At 60.1% G+C, this 17,802-nt stretch carries 11 protein-coding genes; 7 read left to right on the top strand and 4 right to left on the bottom strand.

Features of this window, described 5'->3' with window-relative positions; genetic code table 11:
• Positions 1-46: 46 nt before the first annotated feature.
• The gene (locus QEH57_RS11260) at positions 47-2,926 is read right to left on the bottom strand and encodes a response regulator (RefSeq protein ID WP_309006829.1); all 2,880 of its coding nucleotides are present in this window, start codon (positions 2,924-2,926) and stop codon (positions 47-49) included.
• A gap of 141 nt (positions 2,927-3,067) precedes the next feature.
• A complete protein-coding gene (locus QEH57_RS11255) occupies positions 3,068-3,715 on the bottom strand; it encodes a hypothetical protein (protein ID WP_309006828.1) in 648 nt (215 codons plus the stop codon).
• 271 nt (positions 3,716-3,986) lie between these two features.
• Here QEH57_RS11255 and QEH57_RS11250 point away from each other — a divergent pair, with 271 nt between their 5' ends.
• Positions 3,987-7,949, top strand: coding sequence for a PAS domain S-box protein (locus tag QEH57_RS11250; protein WP_309006827.1), 3,963 nt, complete (start codon positions 3,987-3,989; stop codon positions 7,947-7,949).
• A gap of 24 nt (positions 7,950-7,973) precedes the next feature.
• On the opposite strand, the gene purU is transcribed toward QEH57_RS11250, so the two are convergent.
• Complete coding sequence (gene purU, locus QEH57_RS11245; protein ID WP_309006826.1) at positions 7,974-8,834, bottom strand: formyltetrahydrofolate deformylase; 861 nt, start codon at positions 8,832-8,834, stop codon at positions 7,974-7,976.
• A 284-nt stretch (positions 8,835-9,118) separates the two neighbouring features.
• On the opposite strand from purU, the gene QEH57_RS11240 reads away from it, so the two are divergent.
• Genes QEH57_RS11240 through QEH57_RS11215 form a run of 6 tightly spaced genes read left to right on the top strand, consistent with a single transcriptional unit; the run spans position 9,119 to position 14,408 of the window.
• Positions 9,119-9,904, top strand: a complete 786-nt coding sequence (locus tag QEH57_RS11240) for a DUF3450 family protein (RefSeq protein WP_309006825.1) — start codon at positions 9,119-9,121, stop codon at positions 9,902-9,904.
• A 23-nt stretch (positions 9,905-9,927) separates the two neighbouring features.
• Entirely contained in the window at positions 9,928-11,355 is a 1,428-nt protein-coding gene (locus tag QEH57_RS11235; RefSeq protein ID WP_309006824.1) for a MotA/TolQ/ExbB proton channel family protein, read from the top strand.
• Between the two features lie 9 nt (positions 11,356-11,364).
• The gene (locus QEH57_RS11230; protein ID WP_309006823.1) at positions 11,365-11,931 is read left to right on the top strand and encodes a MotA/TolQ/ExbB proton channel family protein; all 567 of its coding nucleotides are present in this window, start codon (positions 11,365-11,367) and stop codon (positions 11,929-11,931) included.
• A complete protein-coding gene (locus QEH57_RS11225) occupies positions 11,924-12,340 on the top strand; it encodes a biopolymer transporter ExbD (protein WP_309006822.1) in 417 nt (138 codons plus the stop codon). The genes QEH57_RS11230 and QEH57_RS11225 overlap by 8 nt, the downstream gene beginning before the upstream one ends.
• A 5-nt stretch (positions 12,341-12,345) precedes the next feature.
• Positions 12,346-13,050, top strand: a complete 705-nt coding sequence (locus tag QEH57_RS11220) for an energy transducer TonB (RefSeq protein WP_309006821.1) — start codon at positions 12,346-12,348, stop codon at positions 13,048-13,050.
• Between the two features lie 2 nt (positions 13,051-13,052).
• Positions 13,053-14,408 carry a tetratricopeptide repeat protein gene (locus QEH57_RS11215; protein WP_309006820.1) on the top strand — a complete coding sequence of 452 codons (1,356 nt, stop codon included), beginning with the start codon at positions 13,053-13,055 and terminating at the stop codon, positions 14,406-14,408.
• Here the strand turns inward: QEH57_RS11215 and carB are convergent.
• Positions 14,405-17,644, bottom strand: a complete 3,240-nt coding sequence (gene carB, locus QEH57_RS11210; protein WP_309006819.1) for a carbamoyl-phosphate synthase large subunit — start codon at positions 17,642-17,644, stop codon at positions 14,405-14,407. The two genes, QEH57_RS11215 and carB, sit on opposite strands and share 4 nt — an antisense overlap.
• Positions 17,645-17,802: the final 158 nt, after the last annotated feature.

Genomic DNA, 17,802 nt, shown 5'->3' with positions numbered 1-17,802 from the left:
TTTGGAGGCCGCAGAGGGTCTGGGCGGCCGAGCGCTGGGGGCGCGTTTAGTGGGCGAGGTGCCGTTGGATGGTGTTGCCGAGCAGTTGGGCGGAGACGGGCTTGGTGAGGAAGTCGTGGAAGCCGTGGGAGAGGCAGGTGTCGCGCAGGCTGTTGGAGGCGTGGGCGGTGACGGCGATGCTTTTGGTCGCTTCCTTGAACGTGGGGATTTGGTTGAGCCGATCGAGGATTTCGAGGCCGTCCATGCCTTTGAGGGAGATGTCGATGAGGGCGGCGTGATAGCGTTTTTGTTGGGCTTTCTCGATGGCTTGGGGGCCGTTGTCGGCGAAGTCGACGTGGCAGCCCATCTGGTCGAGGACGTAGGTGAGGTAGCGGGCGTTTTCGGGGTTGTCCTCGACGAGGAGGATTTGGGTTTGCGGCAGGGAAGCGGGGCGGCTGGAGGCGTCGGCTTGGGACGGCGCGTTTTCGGCGAGGGGCAGGGTTTGGGTGAGAGTGACGGGGAAGGTGGCGGTGAAGCGGCTGCCTTTGGGGGAGTTGGGCTCGTAGGCGATATCGCCGTCGGCCTGGGTGGCGAGCTTGTGGCAGATGGCGAGTCCGAGCCCGAGGCCTTCGTGCTGGCGGGTGAAGGAGCTGTCGGCTTGGGTGAAGGGGGAGAATAGGGCCTTGCGGAAGGTTTCGGGCACGCCGGGGCCTTGGTCTTCGACGATGAGGTGGAGGGTGCAGGCCTTGGCGCTTTGGGTGAGCCCGGTGGTGATCTTTATGGGGGAGCCTTCGGCGTATTTGAGGGCGTTCTCGAGGAGGTTGAGCAGGATTTGGGTGAGGTTGAGCTTGGGGCCCTTGAGGGTGGCGCTGGGGAAGATGGCTTGCAGGGTGTCGCTGCCGTTTTGGAAGGTGACTTGTCCGCCTTGGGCGTTGAGGCGGGCGTAGTCGCGGGATTCTTGGAGGAGGGTGTCGAGGGTGAAGATTTGGGGGGTGGCGGGGGATTCGTCTTGGCTGAGGTGGGTGAACTGGAGGATGCGGTCGACGACGCCGAGCATGTGGTTGGCGCCGGTGAGGATGCCTTGGGCGAATTCGTTGGCGTCGGATTCGGGGGAGGAGCTCGATTCGAGCAGTTGGGCGTAGCCGATGATGGGGTTGAGGGGGGTGCGGAGCTCGTGGCTCATGACGGAGAGAAACTCGTCCTTGGCGCGGCTGGAGGCTTCGGCCGCTTCCTTGGCCTTGAGGAGTTGTTGCTCGAATTCGACGCGTTTGCTGATGTCGTTGATGAGAATGAGGGCGTGGGGAGCGGCGTCGATTTCCACCGTGCCGGCGTAGACTTGGGCGTCGAAGGTGCTTTGGTCGGAGCGTCGCTGGAGGCTTCCGAACTGGAGGGAATGGGTGGCGGGAAGCTGTTTGATGCTTTGGGCGATGGTGTGTTGGGAGGAGGCGCTGGCGGCGTCGAACTGGGCGAGCTCGCTTTCGCGGAGTTGCTCGATGCTGACTTGGTAGAGTTCTGCGGCGGCTTGGTTGGCGTCGACGATCTTGCCGGTCTGGGGGTTGGCGAGCAGGGTGGGGGAGACGGAGTTGTAGAAGAGGCTGGAGAAGCGGGTTTCGGAACGGGAGAGGCGGGTGAGGGCGTCCTTGTGGGCTTGGATGATGTCGACGAGGCGTCCCCGCATGGCGTTGAGGTTGTCGGCGAGCTGCGTGAGCTCGAGGCTGGGGAGGATGCGTTGGGGCGGGGTGCGGTAGGGGGTGCTGAGCTTTTTTTCGTCGAGCTCGGAGAGGTAGGTGGAGAGGCCGATGAGGTTGCGGACGAGTCGCCTTTGGAAAACGAGCAGGACGAGGAAGCAGAGGAAGGCGAGGATGGCCAGGAAGTTGAAGAGGGTGAGGTAGGATCGGGCCCGATTGCGGATATTGTCGCTGGTGCTGAGGGCTTCGGTGCGGGCGGTTTCGAAGGCGGCGAACTCCTGCACGGCGATGGACTTGAGGCGGGCGTGGGCTTTGGAGAGCCAGTCCTGGCTTTGGGCGAAGAGGAGGTTGGCGTCGTGGATGCGGCGTTCGCGCAAGCGGAGCTTGTCGAGGATCTGGTCGGAGATGGCGACGGCGGCGGCGGAGTGCTGGGCCCATTTGCGGTAGAGGTCGTTGACGACGGCGAAACCGATGTTTTCGGAGTTGCCGAGCAGGGTTTGGGCTTGGCTGAGACGTTGGACGATTTGCTCCATGTTGTCCTCGTATTCGGCCCGGGTGCGGTGGTAGCGCTGGGTGTCGGTCTCGACGTGGAGGACGATGCGTTGGGCGGCCATGCGGGCTTGGAAGGAGTCGCGGTCGGCGTTGAGGATGAGGCTGACGGCTTTGCCGAGGTCTGCGACCTTGGCGCTTGGGTCTGGGGCGAGGAGCTGCTGGTCGGCGCGTTCGCCGAGGGTGTCGATGCTGGCTCGGAAGGGGATGAAGGATTGCTCGGCCAGTTCGTGGTAGTGGGCGCGTTGGGAGATTTGTTCGGAGAGCTCTTCGGTGAGCTGGATGATTTGGCGTTCTTCTTGTATCCAGTTGTTGATGGTTTGCTGGTGGCTTTCCCAGTCGGTCTTGAGGGCGACGGGGAGGGTCTTGCTCAGGATTTGGAGGGTGGACTCCATGTTTTGCAGGCTGCGACGGGCGTCGGAGCTGAGGCGTTGGATCTCGTCATGCGAGCGGCTGAGGTAGGTGGACTTGATTTGGGCGATGCGGGCTTGGTTGGCGTCACGGATGGTGTTGAGCAAGCCGGTGAGGCCTTCGTAGGTTTCCTGGAGGCGGGGCGCGTTTTCGAAGACGAGGGGATTGAACTGGTGGTCGACGATTTGCTCGGTGTCGGCCACGGCTTCGCTGAGGCGTTGGCGGCCGAGGAAGAGGAGGATGCAGAGGCTGCCGAAAACGAGCAGTAGGATGGTGAGGAATTGGGTCCGGAGTTTCATGTTTTGGCTAATGGGCAACCCTAGGAGGTTGGGAGGGACTTGGTGGGATTGCAAGCTGGCGGCCTGATTGGGGCCGGTGAGGGGACGCAAAAAAACGCGAGCCGGGCTGGCTCGCGTTTGGAAAGGCTGTTTCTGGGAAGCTTAGGCTTCGGGGAGCGACTGCTCGAGGGAGCGGGCTCGGGATTTCCAGAAGAAGGATTCGTCGCTGATTGCTTCGATGAAGGAGCGGGCGGTGGCGGCGTCCCCTTCTTGGCTGGCGAGGAAGGCGAGGCGGTATTGGGCCTCGGCTTGGGCGAGCGCGCTGGAGTCGTTGGCGATGGACTGCAGCAGCTCCTTGGCTTCGCTGAGCTTGTCCTGGTCGATCAAGGTGACGGCGAGGGCGACGGTGGCGGCTTGGTCGACGGGAGCTGCGGCGCTTTTGGCTGCTTCGCGGTAGTAGCCTTCGGCCTTGGCGAGGTCGCCGGCGGCGTAAGCTTCGTCGCCGAGTTCCTTGAAGGCGAATCCGCTAAGGGGCTTGCCCGCTTCGTCGGCTGCCCAGGCGGCCTTGGCTTCAGAGGTGATGGCGGCTTGGTAGCCGGCCTTCAGGTTCTCCTCGGCGCGGTGTTGCATGAACTTGATGCCTTGGTAGCCGAGGAAAGCGGCGAAGATGAAGGCGACGGAGCCGAGGATGATCCCCTTGTTCTTGTCCCAGAACATGACGACCTGATCTTCGAGGTCTTGGATTTCGACTTGGTTGGGACCGACGATGTTGCGTTCGTCGGTTTTGGGAGAGGAGCTTTTGTTTGCCATGTCTGGATGGATCGGATGAGCGCGTCGCGCGGGCTTGCGGGTGTAAATTAGGTAAAAGGTTGGTCAGTGAAAGCGTTTCGCCGCCGATTTCGAGATCAATTTTCGGTGGGCTTGGGCTGGGGCTCGGTTCGGATCTGCCTGCGGGTCTAGGTTTTGTGGGCTTTAGCAGGCTTTTAACTGTGGCGAACCTTGACGACAGGGAGGATCGTGAGGAGGTTTTCTGATGTGTTGGGCGACGCTTATTTGCCGCAATTCCTGCTAGTTTAACCTTATGACGGACAACAATTCAGCTCTCAATTCACCTGGCGGCTGGGAGAGCCCGGGGAGTTTGGGCCGTTCGACGGCGGAGGCCCTGCTCAAGACGTTGGACGAGCACGTGATCGTAGCGGTCACCGATGCGGAGGGGATCATCACTTACGCGAACCGACAGTTTTGCGAGATCAGCCAGTTTGCGCGGGAGGAACTGGTGGGGAAGACGCATCGGATAGTCAATTCGGGCTACCATCCGGCGTCTTTTTGGAAGGCGGTCTGGGATACGGTGAAGGCGGGCGAGAGCTGGAAGGGGCAGGTGTGCAACCGGGCCAAGGACGGCAGCCATTATTGGGTGCAGACGACGATCCACCCGATCGTGGACGAGAAGGGGCGGATCGAGCGATACGTGGCCTTCCGCACGGATATCTCGGCCCAGAAGCAGGTGGAGAACAAGCTTCGCACTTCGCAGATGCACCTGCAGGAGGCCTCGCGGGTGGCGAAGGTGGGCTCTTGGGAATGGGATTTGGCGGAGCGCAAGCTCAGTTGGTCGTGGACGACTAAGATGATCCACGAGGTGGCTCCGGATTTCGAGCCGGACTTGGAGACGGCTATCGAGTTTTATCCGGAAGGACCGGAGCGGGAGCGGATCGAGTACCTGATGGAGCGAGCCGTTTCGTTTGGCGAGTCGTTCGACGAGGAGCTGCAGATTCGAACAGCCGGCGGCAAGCGCAAGTGGGTCCGTACCATCGGTCAGTCGGAGATGGTTGGCGGGCAATGCGTGCGTTTGTATGGGGTTTTTCAGGACATCGACCAGAATCGCAAGCTGCTGGATGAGAGCGAGCGCACGGCCTCCCTCTTGCGCAGCTTGGTAGATTCGGCGACGGAGTTCGGCCTGATCGCCACGGACCCGCAGGGGATCATCACCTTGTTCAACGCGGGGGCGGAGAAGTTGCTCGGCTACGAGGCGTCGGAGCTGGTGGGCAAGGAGACGCCGGCGGTGATCCATCTCGCGAGCGAGGTCGAGGAGCGGGCGGCGGAGTTGTCCGAGAGGTACGGGGAGCGCATCGAGGGATTTAGGACCTTCGTGCGGGTGTCGCTCGATGAAGGCAGCGAACAGCGGGAGTGGACCTACGTGCGCAAGGACGGTACGCAGGTGCCGGTTGCCTTGGTCGTGACCCCGATGCGGGGCAAGCATGGCGAGATTACGGGCTTTCTGGGGATTTCGCGCGACTTGTCTGCCCAGAGGAAGGCGGAGAACGAGCTGAGCGACAGCGAGGAGCGTTTCCGGCGGTCCTTCGAGTATTCGGGGATTGGGATGGCGATCGTTTCTTTGGAGGGCAAGTGGATCCAGGTGAACCAGTCGCTTTTGGACATGCTCGGCTACGAGCGGGAGGAGCTGCTCCAGTTGACCTTCCAGGACATCACGCATCCGGACGATTTGAATACGGATCTGGAGCTGCTCCAGGAGACTCTGGCCGGCAAGCGCCAGAACTACGCGATGGAGAAGCGTTACTTCGACTCGAAGGGGGAGATCATCTGGATCAAGCTGAACGTTTCGCTGGTTTGCGACGTGCAGGGGCGGCCCATCCACTTCGTTTCCCAGATCGAGAACATTTCCGAGAGCAAGCAATTGGCTCGCGAAATGAAGGAGGTGGGGGATCGCTTGGAACTGGCGGTCCAGGCGGGCGGCATCGGTATTTGGGATTTGGATATACGGACGGGGAACCTGATTTGGGACGATCAGATGTTCGCTCTCTACGGGGTGGATAAGGACCGTTTCGAATGCAGCTATGCGGACTGGCGGAAGGCGATCCACCCGGAAGATGTCGATGCCGTTTTTTCGGCTACGGACGATGCGAAAAAGGGTATTCGAGAGTTCAATACGAATTTCAGGGTCGTTTGGCCCAACGGTACGGTTAGGCATCTGCGGGCCTTGGCCACGGTACAGCGAGACGAGCGCGGCGAGCCGGTGCGAATGGTGGGAACGAACTGGGACGTCACGGATGTGGTGGAGCAGCGGCAGGAGCTCGAGCGCATGGCGGAGCAGGCCGAGGAAGCCAGCCGGGCCAAGAGCCAATTCCTCGCGAACATGAGCCATGAGATCCGCACTCCGATCAACGGAGTGATCGGCATGACTTCGCTTTTGATCGACTCGCCGGGCTTGAACAGCGAGCAACTGAAGCAGGCCCAGGTGATCCAGTCCAGCGGCGAGGCCTTGCTGGCCTTGATCAACGATATCTTGGATTTCTCGAAGATCGAAGCCGGCAAGCTCGACTTGGAAATCTTGGATTTCGATCTGCGGGATACCTTGGACGACCTGAACGCCTTGCTGGCCTTGAGGGCTCGCGAGAAGAATCTGGAGTTTACGTGTCGGGCGGAGAATCGAGTTCCCGATCGCTTGACGGGAGATCCGGCGCGATTGCGGCAGATCTTGCTCAACCTCGCCGGAAACGCGATCAAGTTCACGTCGGAGGGGAAGGTCGAGGTCTTCGTTTCCTTGCAGTCGCGGACCGAACGGGAGGTGGAGCTGCGCTTTTCGGTACGGGACACCGGGATTGGCATCAGCGAGGCGAAGAAGGAGAACCTTTTCAGCGAATTCACGCAGGCGGACTCGAGTACGACGCGCCTGTATGGCGGGACTGGGCTGGGACTTGCCATCAGCAAGCAGCTCGTGGACTTGATGGAGGGCGAGATCGCGGCGGAGAGCGAGCTCGGAAGCGGGTCCGAGTTTTGGTTCACGGTTCGATTTCCGTATAAGAAAATTGAATACAAAGAAGAGCAACTGCATCAGCTCAGCGGCAAGTCTGCCCTGGTCGTCTCGCGCGACGAAAGCGTGCGGGGGGAGCTGCTCGAGCGATTGGGGGAGTGGAAGGTGAAGGCTACGGACTTTTCCGGCGTCCGCGAGGGCTTGGAGTTCTTGCGGCAGACCGCGAAGGCGGGCGAGGCGGCCAGCTATCTCTTTTTCGATCCGAGTGGCGCCGAGCTGAGCGTGGAGCGCTTGCTGGAGGAACTCGACGGATGGGAAGGCAACGGAAGGCTGCGCGTGGTCCTGCTGTCCGATCCGGACGAAGCGGCAGGGGAAAAGGGCTTGCCGCATTTGAGTGGCCTGTATCGTCGCTCCGAGTTGTACAACTTGATGGTGGAGGGGGCGGAGCCGGAGCGTCGCCAGGAAACGGCCTTGGAGGATTCGGCGAGCAAGCATTTTTCGGGGCGCGACATTCGTATTTTGGTAGCGGAGGACAATGTAGTGAACCAGATGGTCGTGCGGGGGATACTCGGCAAGTTCGGGATCCATGCGGATACGGTGGCCAACGGGTTGGAGGCCTTGGAAGCGTTGCAGCGTATCCCTTACGACTTGGTTTTGATGGACGTGCAGATGCCGGAGCTCGATGGCTTGGAGGCCAGCCGTCGGATACGGTCGGGAGATGCGGGGGAGCGAGCCAAGTCGGTCCCGATCATTGCCTTGACGGCTCATGCTCGACCGGAGGACAAGCAGGATTGCCTGAACGCGGGGATGAGCGAATACGTTTCCAAGCCGGTGGCGCCGAAGGCGCTTTTCAAGGTCTTGGATCTCTTTCTTCCAGACCAAGACGCGTCCTTGGAAGGTAAGGCGGATGTGGACGCGCCTATCGATCTCAAGGTCTTCGACCGGTCCCGCTTTATCTCTGGGATGATGGACGACGAGATGTTGGCGAGGGAGATCGCGGAATTGTCGTTGGTGGACTTCAAGAAGCATGGAGACCTCCTGGAGCAGACCTTTCGATCCGGCAGCTTGGACGACATGCTGCGCGCGGCCCACTCGATCAAAGGCGTTTCCGCCCATGCCTATTGCCTGAAGCTGAATTGGCTCTCCGCGAAACTGGAGGAGGAAGCTCGCAAGGGGAACGAGGCCGAGGTCCGGGAGGGCTACGCTGAGTTGGCGGCGGCCTTGGAGGAAGGGATGGCGGCCTTGCAGTCCTTTCTCGATGGGCCGAGGGCCTGAGCTGCGATGGCCTAGGGGCCGATCTCAGTCGAAGACGACGGTCTTGTTCTCGTAGACGAGGATACGGTTTTCGAGGTGCCAGCTTACGGCTTGGGCGAGGGTGAGCTTCTCGAGGTTGCGGCCTTTGCGCACGAGGTCTTCCACGCTGTTGCGATGGGTTACGTGGGCGACGCTTTGGTGGATGATGGGACCTTGGTCGAGGTCGGGGGTCGCGTAGTGGGCGGTGGCTCCGATGAGCTTGACGCCGCGGCTGTGGGCTTGGTGGTAGGGCTTGGCTCCGGCGAAGGCGGGCAGGAAGCTGTGGTGAATATTGATAACCGGCTTCCCGAACGTATCCAGGAAGATGGCGCTGAGCACTTGCATGTAGCGGGCCATGATGACGAGCTCGATGCCTTCTTGCTTTAGAAGAGCGAGCTGTTCGGCTTCGGCGTCCGCCTTGTTCGCTTTGGTGACTGGGATATGATGGTAGGGGATGCCGTAGTTTTTGGATACGTCTTCCAAGTCCTGGTGGTTGGAAACGATGAGCGAGATTTCGCAGGGGTACTCGCCCGATTTCCAGCGTAGGATGAGGTCGTGGAAGCAGTGGTCGAATTTGGATACGAAGATGGCGACCTTTGGTTTTTCGCCTGAGATGGCGACCTTGGTCTTCATGCCGATGGAGTCGCCGAAGGCTTGGAATGCCGTGGCGACGGCTTGCGGGTCGGAGCCGTCGTCGATCGACCATTCCACGCGCTGGAAGAAGACGCCCGCTTGGGCGTCGCGGTGCTGGTCGGCGTGGATGATGTTTCCACCGTTGTTGAAGATCCAACCTGAAACTTTGGATACGAGCCCTTTTTGGTCGGGACCTGAGAGGAGTGCTACGAGGCTGTTGGCGTTAGAGCTCATGGGTTTGTCGCGTGTGATTTCGGTCGCTGGACGAGGGCTTAGGAAGCAAGCGAACTTGCATCCATAGGCAAGCTTTTGTGGCTGGACGGGAGGGCGGCGCCGCCAGGCGCGAAAGGGGGCGGCTGGAAGGGGCTGGCGGACAATCTGCTATTTCAAGCCTGCAATTGACAGTTTGCGTTTTGCAGCTCATCTTTTACGTCGGCCCGCGTTCTTCCCATCGGGACTGTTACAAGCAGCGTTGCTGCTGGGCGACTCGTTTTTACCCACCCACCCTCTATTTGCCTATGTCCCACGATCTTGGCTCTTCCCTCGCTGCGTTCCGTCCAAGAGGCTTGTTCCTCGCGGCTCTTTTTTGCATTGGTTCTGGCTGGTGCCAATCGGACTCGGGCGGCATTGCGGTAATCGAATCGGATACGGACCGATGGATCGAGCTGCAGTCCCAGATCGCGAGATCCAAGAACGAATGGAAGAGCGAGCGGGCTCTATTGGAGAGCTCGATCGAGATCTTGGAGGCGGAACGGAAGACCTTGGAGCAGGCCATCGAGTCGAACGCGACGGCCAGCGAGGTCTACACCACGAACCGGGATCGGCTGAAGGCCAAGGTGGAGGAGCAGCGCGAGAGCTTGCAGTCCTTGGCGGAGCCTTTGCGCCTCCTGGAGACGAAGGTGAAGCTGTTGGCTCCCCGCTTGCCGGAGCCCTTGAAGCGGGAGGTCAATTCCCACCTTTCGAAGGTGGACGCGGCGAACGCGCCGGTGACTTCGCGGGCCCAAAGCCTGGTGGCGTCGCTGACCGCTATCGATCGCTTCAGCAATTCCTTGAGCAGCCACCGGGTGGCCCGTCCGGCTCCGAACGGAGGGGAAGTAAGCGTGCGAGTTTTGTATTGGGGCTTGGCGGTTGCCTATGGGGTGGACGAAGCGAACGGGCGGGCCTGGGTGATCCGGCCTGGGCCGTCGGGCTGGGACTGGCAGCAGCGCGACGAGATTTTTGGCCCTGTGTTGGAATTGATCGAAAGCTACGAGAGCGATACGGAAAACCCGCGCCTGATAGAACTTCCAGCCACCTTAAGCTAACCCTTCTAGCCCTGCTCTATATAATGGATTGCCGCACGTTTTTTCGCTCCTGCCTCTTATCTCATCCTTCTCGCGTGCTGGCCATCGTGGTGCTGGCGCTGCCAGACTGGGGGGTAGCCCAAGAGACCTCTCAGATTTCGGAGGAGATGAAGAGCTTGGTTCGTTCCAGTTTGGATGCGTACCGTCAGCTGGAGTCTGAGATCGCGCAGGAGAAGACGCCGCTTGTCACGCGCATGAGCCGCTTGGAGGAAGGTAACCTGCAACTGCGGGCCAAGCTGGAGAGCTACCGATTCCTAAGCGAGCGCATCGCTACGGAAATCGGCGAGCTGAACGAGGAAGGGAAGTCCTTGCAGGATCAGGTCGGCTATGTGCGTTCCGCCTCGGAAACGTTTCTGAGCAAGTTCGAGAGTCGGATCAACTTGTCGGAAAGCCAGCGTTACTTCGATCAGCTGGAGTCGATTCGAGCGCAGGCTGCATCCGAAGAACCTTTAGTGAGGCAGTTCGCGGCGTTCGCGGAGGCTTTGCAGCTGTCGCTGGAGCGCAGCGAGGCGATCTTGGGCGGAGACCGCTTTGCGGGGAAGGCGATCGGCGAGCAAGGCAGCATCCACCGCGGGCAGGTGGTGGTCTGGGGGCCGAGCGGCTTCTTCCTCGATGAGGATGGCGAAAGAGCAGGGGCTTTGAGCTACCACTCCGATGCGATCGAGCCCGGGGTCAGTTTCCTCGATGCCACGTATGCGGGCAACTTGGCCAGCTTCGTAAAGACCGGCGAGGGGACAGTGCCCTTGGATCCGACCTTGGGCGACGCCCTTGCTCTGGAGCAATCGCAGGGAGACGTATTCACGCACCTGAGACGGGGTGGTTTGGTGGGTTATGTCATACTCGCCTTGGGGATCGTGGCCGGCTTGGTGAGCCTGCTAAAGATCCGCGACCTGAAGGGATTTTCGACGCCTTCGGCCGAAGAGATCGCAGAGCTGTCGCGGCTGGCCCGCGAGGGAGGGAGCGACCAGGCGATCACCAAAGCCACCAAGATTCGAGGAGTCGCGGGAGATGTCATGGCGACGGGGATACGGAACATGCGCAAGAATGCCCTCTTGCTGGAGGAGACCATGCTCAGCGTCGTCTTGCGGGCCAAACCGCGGATGGAGCGCTACTTGCCCTTCCTGGCGATAACGGCAGCGGCGTCGCCTTTGCTCGGCTTGTTGGGGACGGTAGTGGGGCTGATCAAGACCTTCGCCTTGATCACGCTTTATGGTGCTGGTGCGCCGAACGCTTTGTCGGCGGGGATTTCCGAGGCCTTGATCACGACGGAGCTCGGGTTGATCGTGGCGATTCCCACCTTGATTTTGCACGGCCTGTTTTCCCGCTTGATCCGCTCTCGCATCGTGGCGCTCGAGCAAGTCGCCTTCGATTTCGTGGAGACGACCAACCTTGAACTCGCGGAGGCCAAGTAGCTTCAGGCCATGGATTCCCTTTCCAGTTTCGTAGCGTCGCTCAAGTCCGGAGGTCCGGTGATGTACCTCTTGGCGTTGCTTTCCTACGTGCTGTATTGGCAGGTGATCACGATTTTGATGTATGTAATGAAAATTCGATTACACGAGTTCGTGACAGGCGGCGAATTGCCGCAGGCCAAGGCCACGGGGCGGAGCGGTTTGGTGACCTCGCGGCTGGAGTTGTTGCTGGTTCGTTACGAGGAGGTGCTGATGCAGTTTCGCGAGTTCATGAAGAACCGGCTTCGCTTTGCGGGAGTTTTGCTGGTGGCGGCTCCCTTGTTGGGTCTGTTGGGAACGGTTTTGGGAATGCTGGAGATGTTCGACGGGCTCTCCCAAAGGGCGGGGCACCAGACCACGCTATTGGTCGCGGAGGGCGTGAAGAAGTCGCTCATCACTACCCAAACTGGCCTGACCATAGCGATCCCGGCCCTCTTTTTCGTTTATTGGATTCGCCGTGTGGCGAACCGACGGGAGCTGGAGCTGCTCGACCACAAGGTAGCGGCTACGGAAGACTCAACCCTCGAAGACCATGATTAAGGAACTACTGAGAAGCGGAGATGACGAGAAGGTGGACATCAACCTGTCACCGATGATCGACTGTGTATTCATTTTGTTGATATTCTTCATCTTGACGACGGTGTTCCTGCAGGAGACGGGGATCGAGGTGGATCGTCCGGAGACGTCGGGGTCGGTGCCGCTGGAGCAGGACAGCATCATGATCGGGATCAGTTCGGACGAACGGATTTTTCATGGGGGGAGAGAGATCAGCCTGTCGGCGGTTCGGCCGCTCGTCTACCGCGCCTTGGCGGCGGAACGGGCCACCGTGATCATCCAGGCGGACAAGGCGATCGGTTTGGACATCTTCGCGAAGGTATACGGGGAAGCGAAGACGGCTGGGGCGGAGGTTTATTTCTCCACCGATAAGCTCGCAACCGCGGAGTTCTAGAGAGCATGGTCCCGATCGAGACAGAGTACCGTCGCAGCCGCATGGCGATTCGTTCCCATCTGGGATCGTTTCTCGCGACTGCCGCGGTGTTCGCGGCGATCGCCAGCACGGGAGTGCACGTCTTGGACATCAAGGAAAGGGAAGAGGAGGAACGGCCCGTATACTACTTGGCGCCGCCCAAGGATTTCGTGGAGACGCGGTCGGTATCGCCGAGCAATCCGCTCACGGTGGATACCTCCAGCCTGAACGTGGATCCAGTGGAAACCGTGCCGGAGCTGGACCTGCGGCCCTTGGACATCTCCATCGACTCGGACGTTTCTTCCGATGTGACCTTGAACTTCGATTTGGCGAGGGACTTCCAGGCGGCGGCTCCCGGTTTGATGGAGTTCGAAACGTTTACGATCTACGACCAGAGCAACGTCGATGAACCCCCTCGCATCCGCTATGCGACTCAGCCTCGCGTGCCGTTCAACCTGCGCGGGGAAGCGGCGGAGGTGGTTCTGTTTTACTACGTAAACGACAAGGGGCGCACCGAGCGTCCGAGCGTGCTCGATTCTACTTCCGAGAACCCAGCGTTTGGGGAGGCGGCCAAGAAGGCTTTGTCCAGCTGGCGGTTCAAGCCGGCGACCAAAGACGGAAAGCCGGTCCCCTGTTGGGTTCAGCAAACGATACAATTCGCGGCAGGGTCCGCTAGTCCTTTCTCATTATAGCCATGCCAAAGCTCATTCTATTTCTCACCACCTGGGTATTGCTCGTCGGCGCGTCCGCGCAGGAAAAGCTCAAGATGCCGCGTCTGACGCACAAGGACTTGGCAGATCGGATCGAGGAAGGCTACGAGGTGGTGGACGGGCCGGAGCCGTCGGTCACGGCGTTGGAGCGGGAGATTCTGGAAAAGGTGTACAGCCTGATGGAGACCGATATCAAGTTCGCCCACAACTACCTCAATGAACTGCTGGGCAGCGGCACGCCGATTTCCGGCGCCTTCAACCATGCCTTGGGGAATCTGTATTTCAAGAACGCCAATTATTTCCAGGCGGAGATTCAATACTTATCGGCCATCGAGAAGCACCCCACCTTTCGTCGGGCTTGGAATGCTCTCGGGCTGTCGCGGTATCGGCAGGGCAACTACAAGGAGGCGGGAGAGGCTCTGGCTCAAAGCGTGCGTTTCGGCGCGAACGACGCCATGACTTACGGGATCTTGGGCTACTGCCACTTGCAGGAGGGCCGCTACCGTTCGGCGGAGACGGCTTATCACTACGCCATGCTATTCGATCCGGAGCAGACGGACTGGGCGGAAGGCTTGGCTCAATCCTATTTCGAGACGGGGCGATTTCACGAGGCCATTTCCATCTTCGACGACTTGATCCGCACCCAGCCCGACAACGAGGAGTTCTGGTTGCTGAAGGCCAATGCTTGGCTGGCCTTGGACGAGCCCTTGAAGTCGGCTCGTTGCATCGAGATCGCGCGTCGCTTCGGCGAGGTTGACGACGATGCCCTTTACCTTTTGGGAAACATTTACCTCGATGCCCGCATTTTCGATCAGGCCAAAGAAGTTTTCCTAGCAGCATCCAGCAGCGGGGGAGAGCTGAAGGAGAAGGAGTTGCTCAATGCCGTTCGGTATTTGGTTTTCAACGACCAGCATGAGTTTGCCGAGCAGATTCTAGGCTTGATCAGCGAGGAGGGCGAAAGCTGGAATTCCCGCGACAAGACCCTGTACCGCTTCCTGAAGGCGGAGTTCGCCTACTTCAAGGGGGATTTCGAGGGTTCGGAGCGAACGTACCTGACGGGTGTCGAGCTGGATCCGTTTAATGGATACGCGTTGATGAAGCTCGCGGAAATCAATGTTCGAAAGGGAAATCTCGAGCAGGCGCTCGTATACTACGACCGGGCGTCGAACAATCCGGAGATGCGCTACAGCGCCCTCGTTTCGAAGGCGCGTACGCTTATCGACAGCAAGCAGTACCGAATCGCCTTGAAGACGATCGAGAAAGCTTTGGTAGAGCGAAGCGATGCGCGGCTGAACCTGCTGTACGCGCAGGTCCAGCGCATCGTTGAAACCAGCAACTAGGCGTTCTTGACGCTGCCGGCGACGTAGGACTGGACGGAGCGAACTTCGTAGTCCTTCTTGCTGAGAGACTTGATTCCGGATACGGCTGCCTCGGCGCCTGTAATGGTGGACATGATACAAACGTTGTGTCCCCAGGCGATGGAGCGCATGTGGTTCTCGTCCTTGCGCGGGATCATGCCGGACGGCGTGTTGATGATCATTTGGATGTCTCCGTTCTTGATCATGTCTACGACGTTGGGGCGACCTTCGGCGATACGGAAGAGCTTCTTAACTTCCAGACCGTTGTCGGCGAGGAACTTGGCAGTCCCGCTGGTGGAGTAGAGCTTGAAGCCCAAGGCGCTGAGGTTGCGGGCGATATCGAGGGCCCGCGGCTTGTCGGCGTCCTTGACGGAGAGGAAGACGTTTCCTTCGGTAGGCAAGCCAGGCTTGGCAGCGGCTTGGGTCTTGGCGAAGGCGATGCCGAAGTCGGAATCCAGTCCCATGACTTCTCCGGTGGAGCGCATTTCCGGGCCGAGTCGGATGGTGGAGCCAGGGAAGCGCACGAAGGGGAAGACGGCTTCCTTGATGCACCAGTGGTTGGGCGTGAGCTCTTCGGTGAACTCCAGCTCGCTAAGCTTCTTGCCGGTCATGATCTTGGCGGCGATCTTGGCGAGCGGCTTGCCGATGGCCTTGGATACGAAAGGAACGGTACGGGAGGCGCGAGGGTTGACCTCGAGTACGTAGAGGTCGTCGTCCTTTATGGCGAACTGGATGTTCATGAGGCCGACCACCTTGAGGGCCTTGGCGAGACGGTAGCTCGCTTGGCGAACGGTCTCGATCATGGCAGGCTTGAGGGTGTGCGGCGGGAGCACCATGGCTGCGTCGCCAGAGTGTACGCCGGCGTACTCGATGTGCTCGAGCATACCGCCGATGACGGAGGTTTCGCCGTCGGAGATGCAGTCCACGTCGAGCTCGATGGCGTCCTCGAGGAACTTGTCGAGAAGGACAGGCTTGTCGGGTGACGCGTCGAAGGCTTCGCGGATGACGGCTTTCATCTCTTCCATGGTGTGAACGATGAACATGCCGCGTCCGCCGAGTACGAAGGAAGGACGAAGGAGCAGCGGGAAGCCCACTTGCTCGGCGGTTTCGATGGCTTCCTTTTCGTTGAGGACGGTTTTGTTGTCCGGTTGCTTGAGGCCGGTCTCGTCGAGGATTCGCTTGAAGAGTTCGCGGTCTTCGGCGGCGTCGATGCTTTCGGGCGAGGTGCCGATGATGTTGACGCCGTTGGCCTTGAGCTCGGTGGCGAGGTTGAGAGGGGTTTGCCCGCCGTACTGGACGATGGCGCCTTCGCAGCCTTCCTGTTCGTAGACTTCGAGTACGTCCTCGAGGGTGAGGGGTTCGAAGTAGAGCTTGTCGGAGGTGTCGTAGTCGGTGGAGACGGTTTCCGGGTTGGAGTTCACCATGACCGCTTCGTAGTCGAGCTCTTGCAGGGCGAAGGAGGCGTGCACGCAGCAGTAGTCGAACTCGATGCCTTGGCCGATACGGTTGGGGCCGCCGCCGATGATCATGATCTTCTTCTTATCGGAGGGGATGACCTCGTTTTCGTCGCCGTAGGTAGAGTAGTAGTAGGGGGTCTTGGCTTCGAATTCCGCGGCGCAGGTATCCACGAGGCGGAAGACGGTGTTGATGCCCTTGGCCTTGCGAGCCTTGTTGACCGCTCTCCAGTCCTCCTTGAGGAGGTAGCCGAGCTGGCGATCGGAGAAGCCGTACTCCTTGGCCTTGCGCAGGAGGGAGGTGGAGATGTTTTCCAGCTTTTCGTTGGCGAGCTGGTCCTCGAGGTCGGAGAGTTGCTTGAGCTGGGTGAGGAACCAAGGGTCGATCTTGGTGAGCTCGAAGAGTTGCTCGAGGGTGTAGCCAGCCTTGAGAGCGTAGCGAAGGTAGAAGACGCGCTCGGTGTTCGGGCGGACCAGCTTGCCGTTGATCTCTTCTTCGGAGGGCGTTTCGAGGCCTCCGAGCTTGCCGCCGGCTCCGAAGCCGAAGGCACCGGTTTCGAGGGAGCGAAGGGCCTTTTGGAAGGATTCCTTGAAGGTGCGGCCGATGGCCATGGCTTCGCCCACGGACTTCATGGCGGAGGTGAGGGTATCGTCGGCGCCGGGGAACTTCTCGAAGGTGAAGCGTGGGATCTTGGTGACGACGTAGTCGATCGAGGGTTCGAAGGACGCAGGGGTCGCCTTGGTGATATCGTTCTGGATTTCGTCGAGGCTGTAGCCGACGGCCAGCTTGGCGGCGAACTTGGCGATGGGGAATCCGGTGGCCTTGGAGGCGAGGGCGGAGGAGCGAGAGACGCGGGGGTTCATCTCGATGACCACCATGCGTCCGGTCTCGGGGCAGAGGGAGAACTGGATGTTGGAGCCGCCGGTTTCGACGCCGATTTCGCGGATGACGGCGAAGGATGCGTCGCGCATCGCTTGGTATTCGCGGTCGGAGAGGGTCATGGCCGGCGCTACTGTAATAGAGTCGCCGGTGTGCACGCCCATGGGGTCGAAATTTTCGATGGAGCAGATTACGACGCACTGGTCCTTGCGGTCGCGCATGACTTCCATCTCGTATTCCTTCCAGCCGAGCAGGCACTCTTCGACGAGGACTTCGTGCACAGGGGAGAGGTCGAGGCCGTTGGAGACGATGTCTTCGAACTCCTCGCGGTTGTAGGCGATGCCTCCGCCGGAGCCGCCCATGGTGAAGCTGGGGCGGATGATGAGCGGGTAGCTGCCGAGCTCCTTGGCTGCCTGCCGCGCTTCCTCGAGGGAGTTGACGGTGCGGGAGTGGGCGACGTCGAGGCCGATCTTAAGCATGGCCTCCTTGAAGAGTTCGCGGTCCTCGCCCTTCTTGATGGCTTCCGGCTTGGCGCCGATCATTTCGACGCCGTATTCGTGCAGGATGCCGGCGGCCTCCAGCTCGAGGGAGAGGTTGAGAGCGGTTTGTCCGCCGAGGGTAGGCAGGAGGGCGTCGGGGCGCTCCTTGGCGATGATCTTTTCGACCGCGTCGACGGTGAGCGGCTCGATGTAGGTGACATCGGCGAACTCCGGGTCGGTCATGATGGTAGCGGGATTGCTATTCACCAAGATGACTCGGTAGCCCTCTTCCTTGAGCGCTTTACAGGCTTGAGTGCCTGAATAGTCGAATTCGCAGGCTTGGCCAATGATGATTGGGCCAGCGCCTATGATCAGGATGCTCTCGATGTCTGTTCTTTTCGGCATGACAAAAAAATTTTTGCAAGTTCACGCAGAGGCAGGGCTCTGGGCAAGGGTGAAAAGATGCGAATCGAAGGATTGTGCAAGCGGATTTGGGGTCTAGGCGGAACGAAAGGGTGAAATTTGCTTCGTGTTTGCAGGTGCCAAGTTCGCGCCAAGGGTGA

Source organism: Pelagicoccus sp. SDUM812005 (assembly GCF_031127875.1).
Classification (GTDB): domain Bacteria; phylum Verrucomicrobiota; class Verrucomicrobiia; order Opitutales; family Opitutaceae; genus Pelagicoccus.
The sequence above is the reverse complement of the archived record's forward strand: the minus strand, read 5'-3'. Positions and strand labels throughout refer to the sequence as shown.

Bases quoted from the DNA above. Each gene is read 5' to 3' on its own strand.
- QEH57_RS11240 (WP_309006825.1), top strand. From the start codon at position 9,119: ATGTCCCACGATCTTGGCTCTTCCCTCGCTGCGTTCCGTCCAAGAGGC.
- carB (WP_309006819.1), bottom strand. From the start codon at position 17,644: ATGCCGAAAAGAACAGACATCGAGAGCATCCTGATCATAGGCGCTGGC.
- QEH57_RS11230 (WP_309006823.1), top strand. From the start codon at position 11,365: ATGGATTCCCTTTCCAGTTTCGTAGCGTCGCTCAAGTCCGGAGGTCCG.
- QEH57_RS11250 (WP_309006827.1), top strand. From the start codon at position 3,987: ATGACGGACAACAATTCAGCTCTCAATTCACCTGGCGGCTGGGAGAGC.
- QEH57_RS11260 (WP_309006829.1), bottom strand. From the start codon at position 2,926: ATGAAACTCCGGACCCAATTCCTCACCATCCTACTGCTCGTTTTCGGC.
- QEH57_RS11215 (WP_309006820.1), top strand. From the start codon at position 13,053: ATGCCAAAGCTCATTCTATTTCTCACCACCTGGGTATTGCTCGTCGGC.
- QEH57_RS11235 (WP_309006824.1), top strand. From the start codon at position 9,928: ATGGATTGCCGCACGTTTTTTCGCTCCTGCCTCTTATCTCATCCTTCT.
- QEH57_RS11220 (WP_309006821.1), top strand. From the start codon at position 12,346: ATGGTCCCGATCGAGACAGAGTACCGTCGCAGCCGCATGGCGATTCGT.
- QEH57_RS11225 (WP_309006822.1), top strand. From the start codon at position 11,924: ATGATTAAGGAACTACTGAGAAGCGGAGATGACGAGAAGGTGGACATC.
- purU (WP_309006826.1), bottom strand. From the start codon at position 8,834: ATGAGCTCTAACGCCAACAGCCTCGTAGCACTCCTCTCAGGTCCCGAC.
- QEH57_RS11255 (WP_309006828.1), bottom strand. From the start codon at position 3,715: ATGGCAAACAAAAGCTCCTCTCCCAAAACCGACGAACGCAACATCGTC.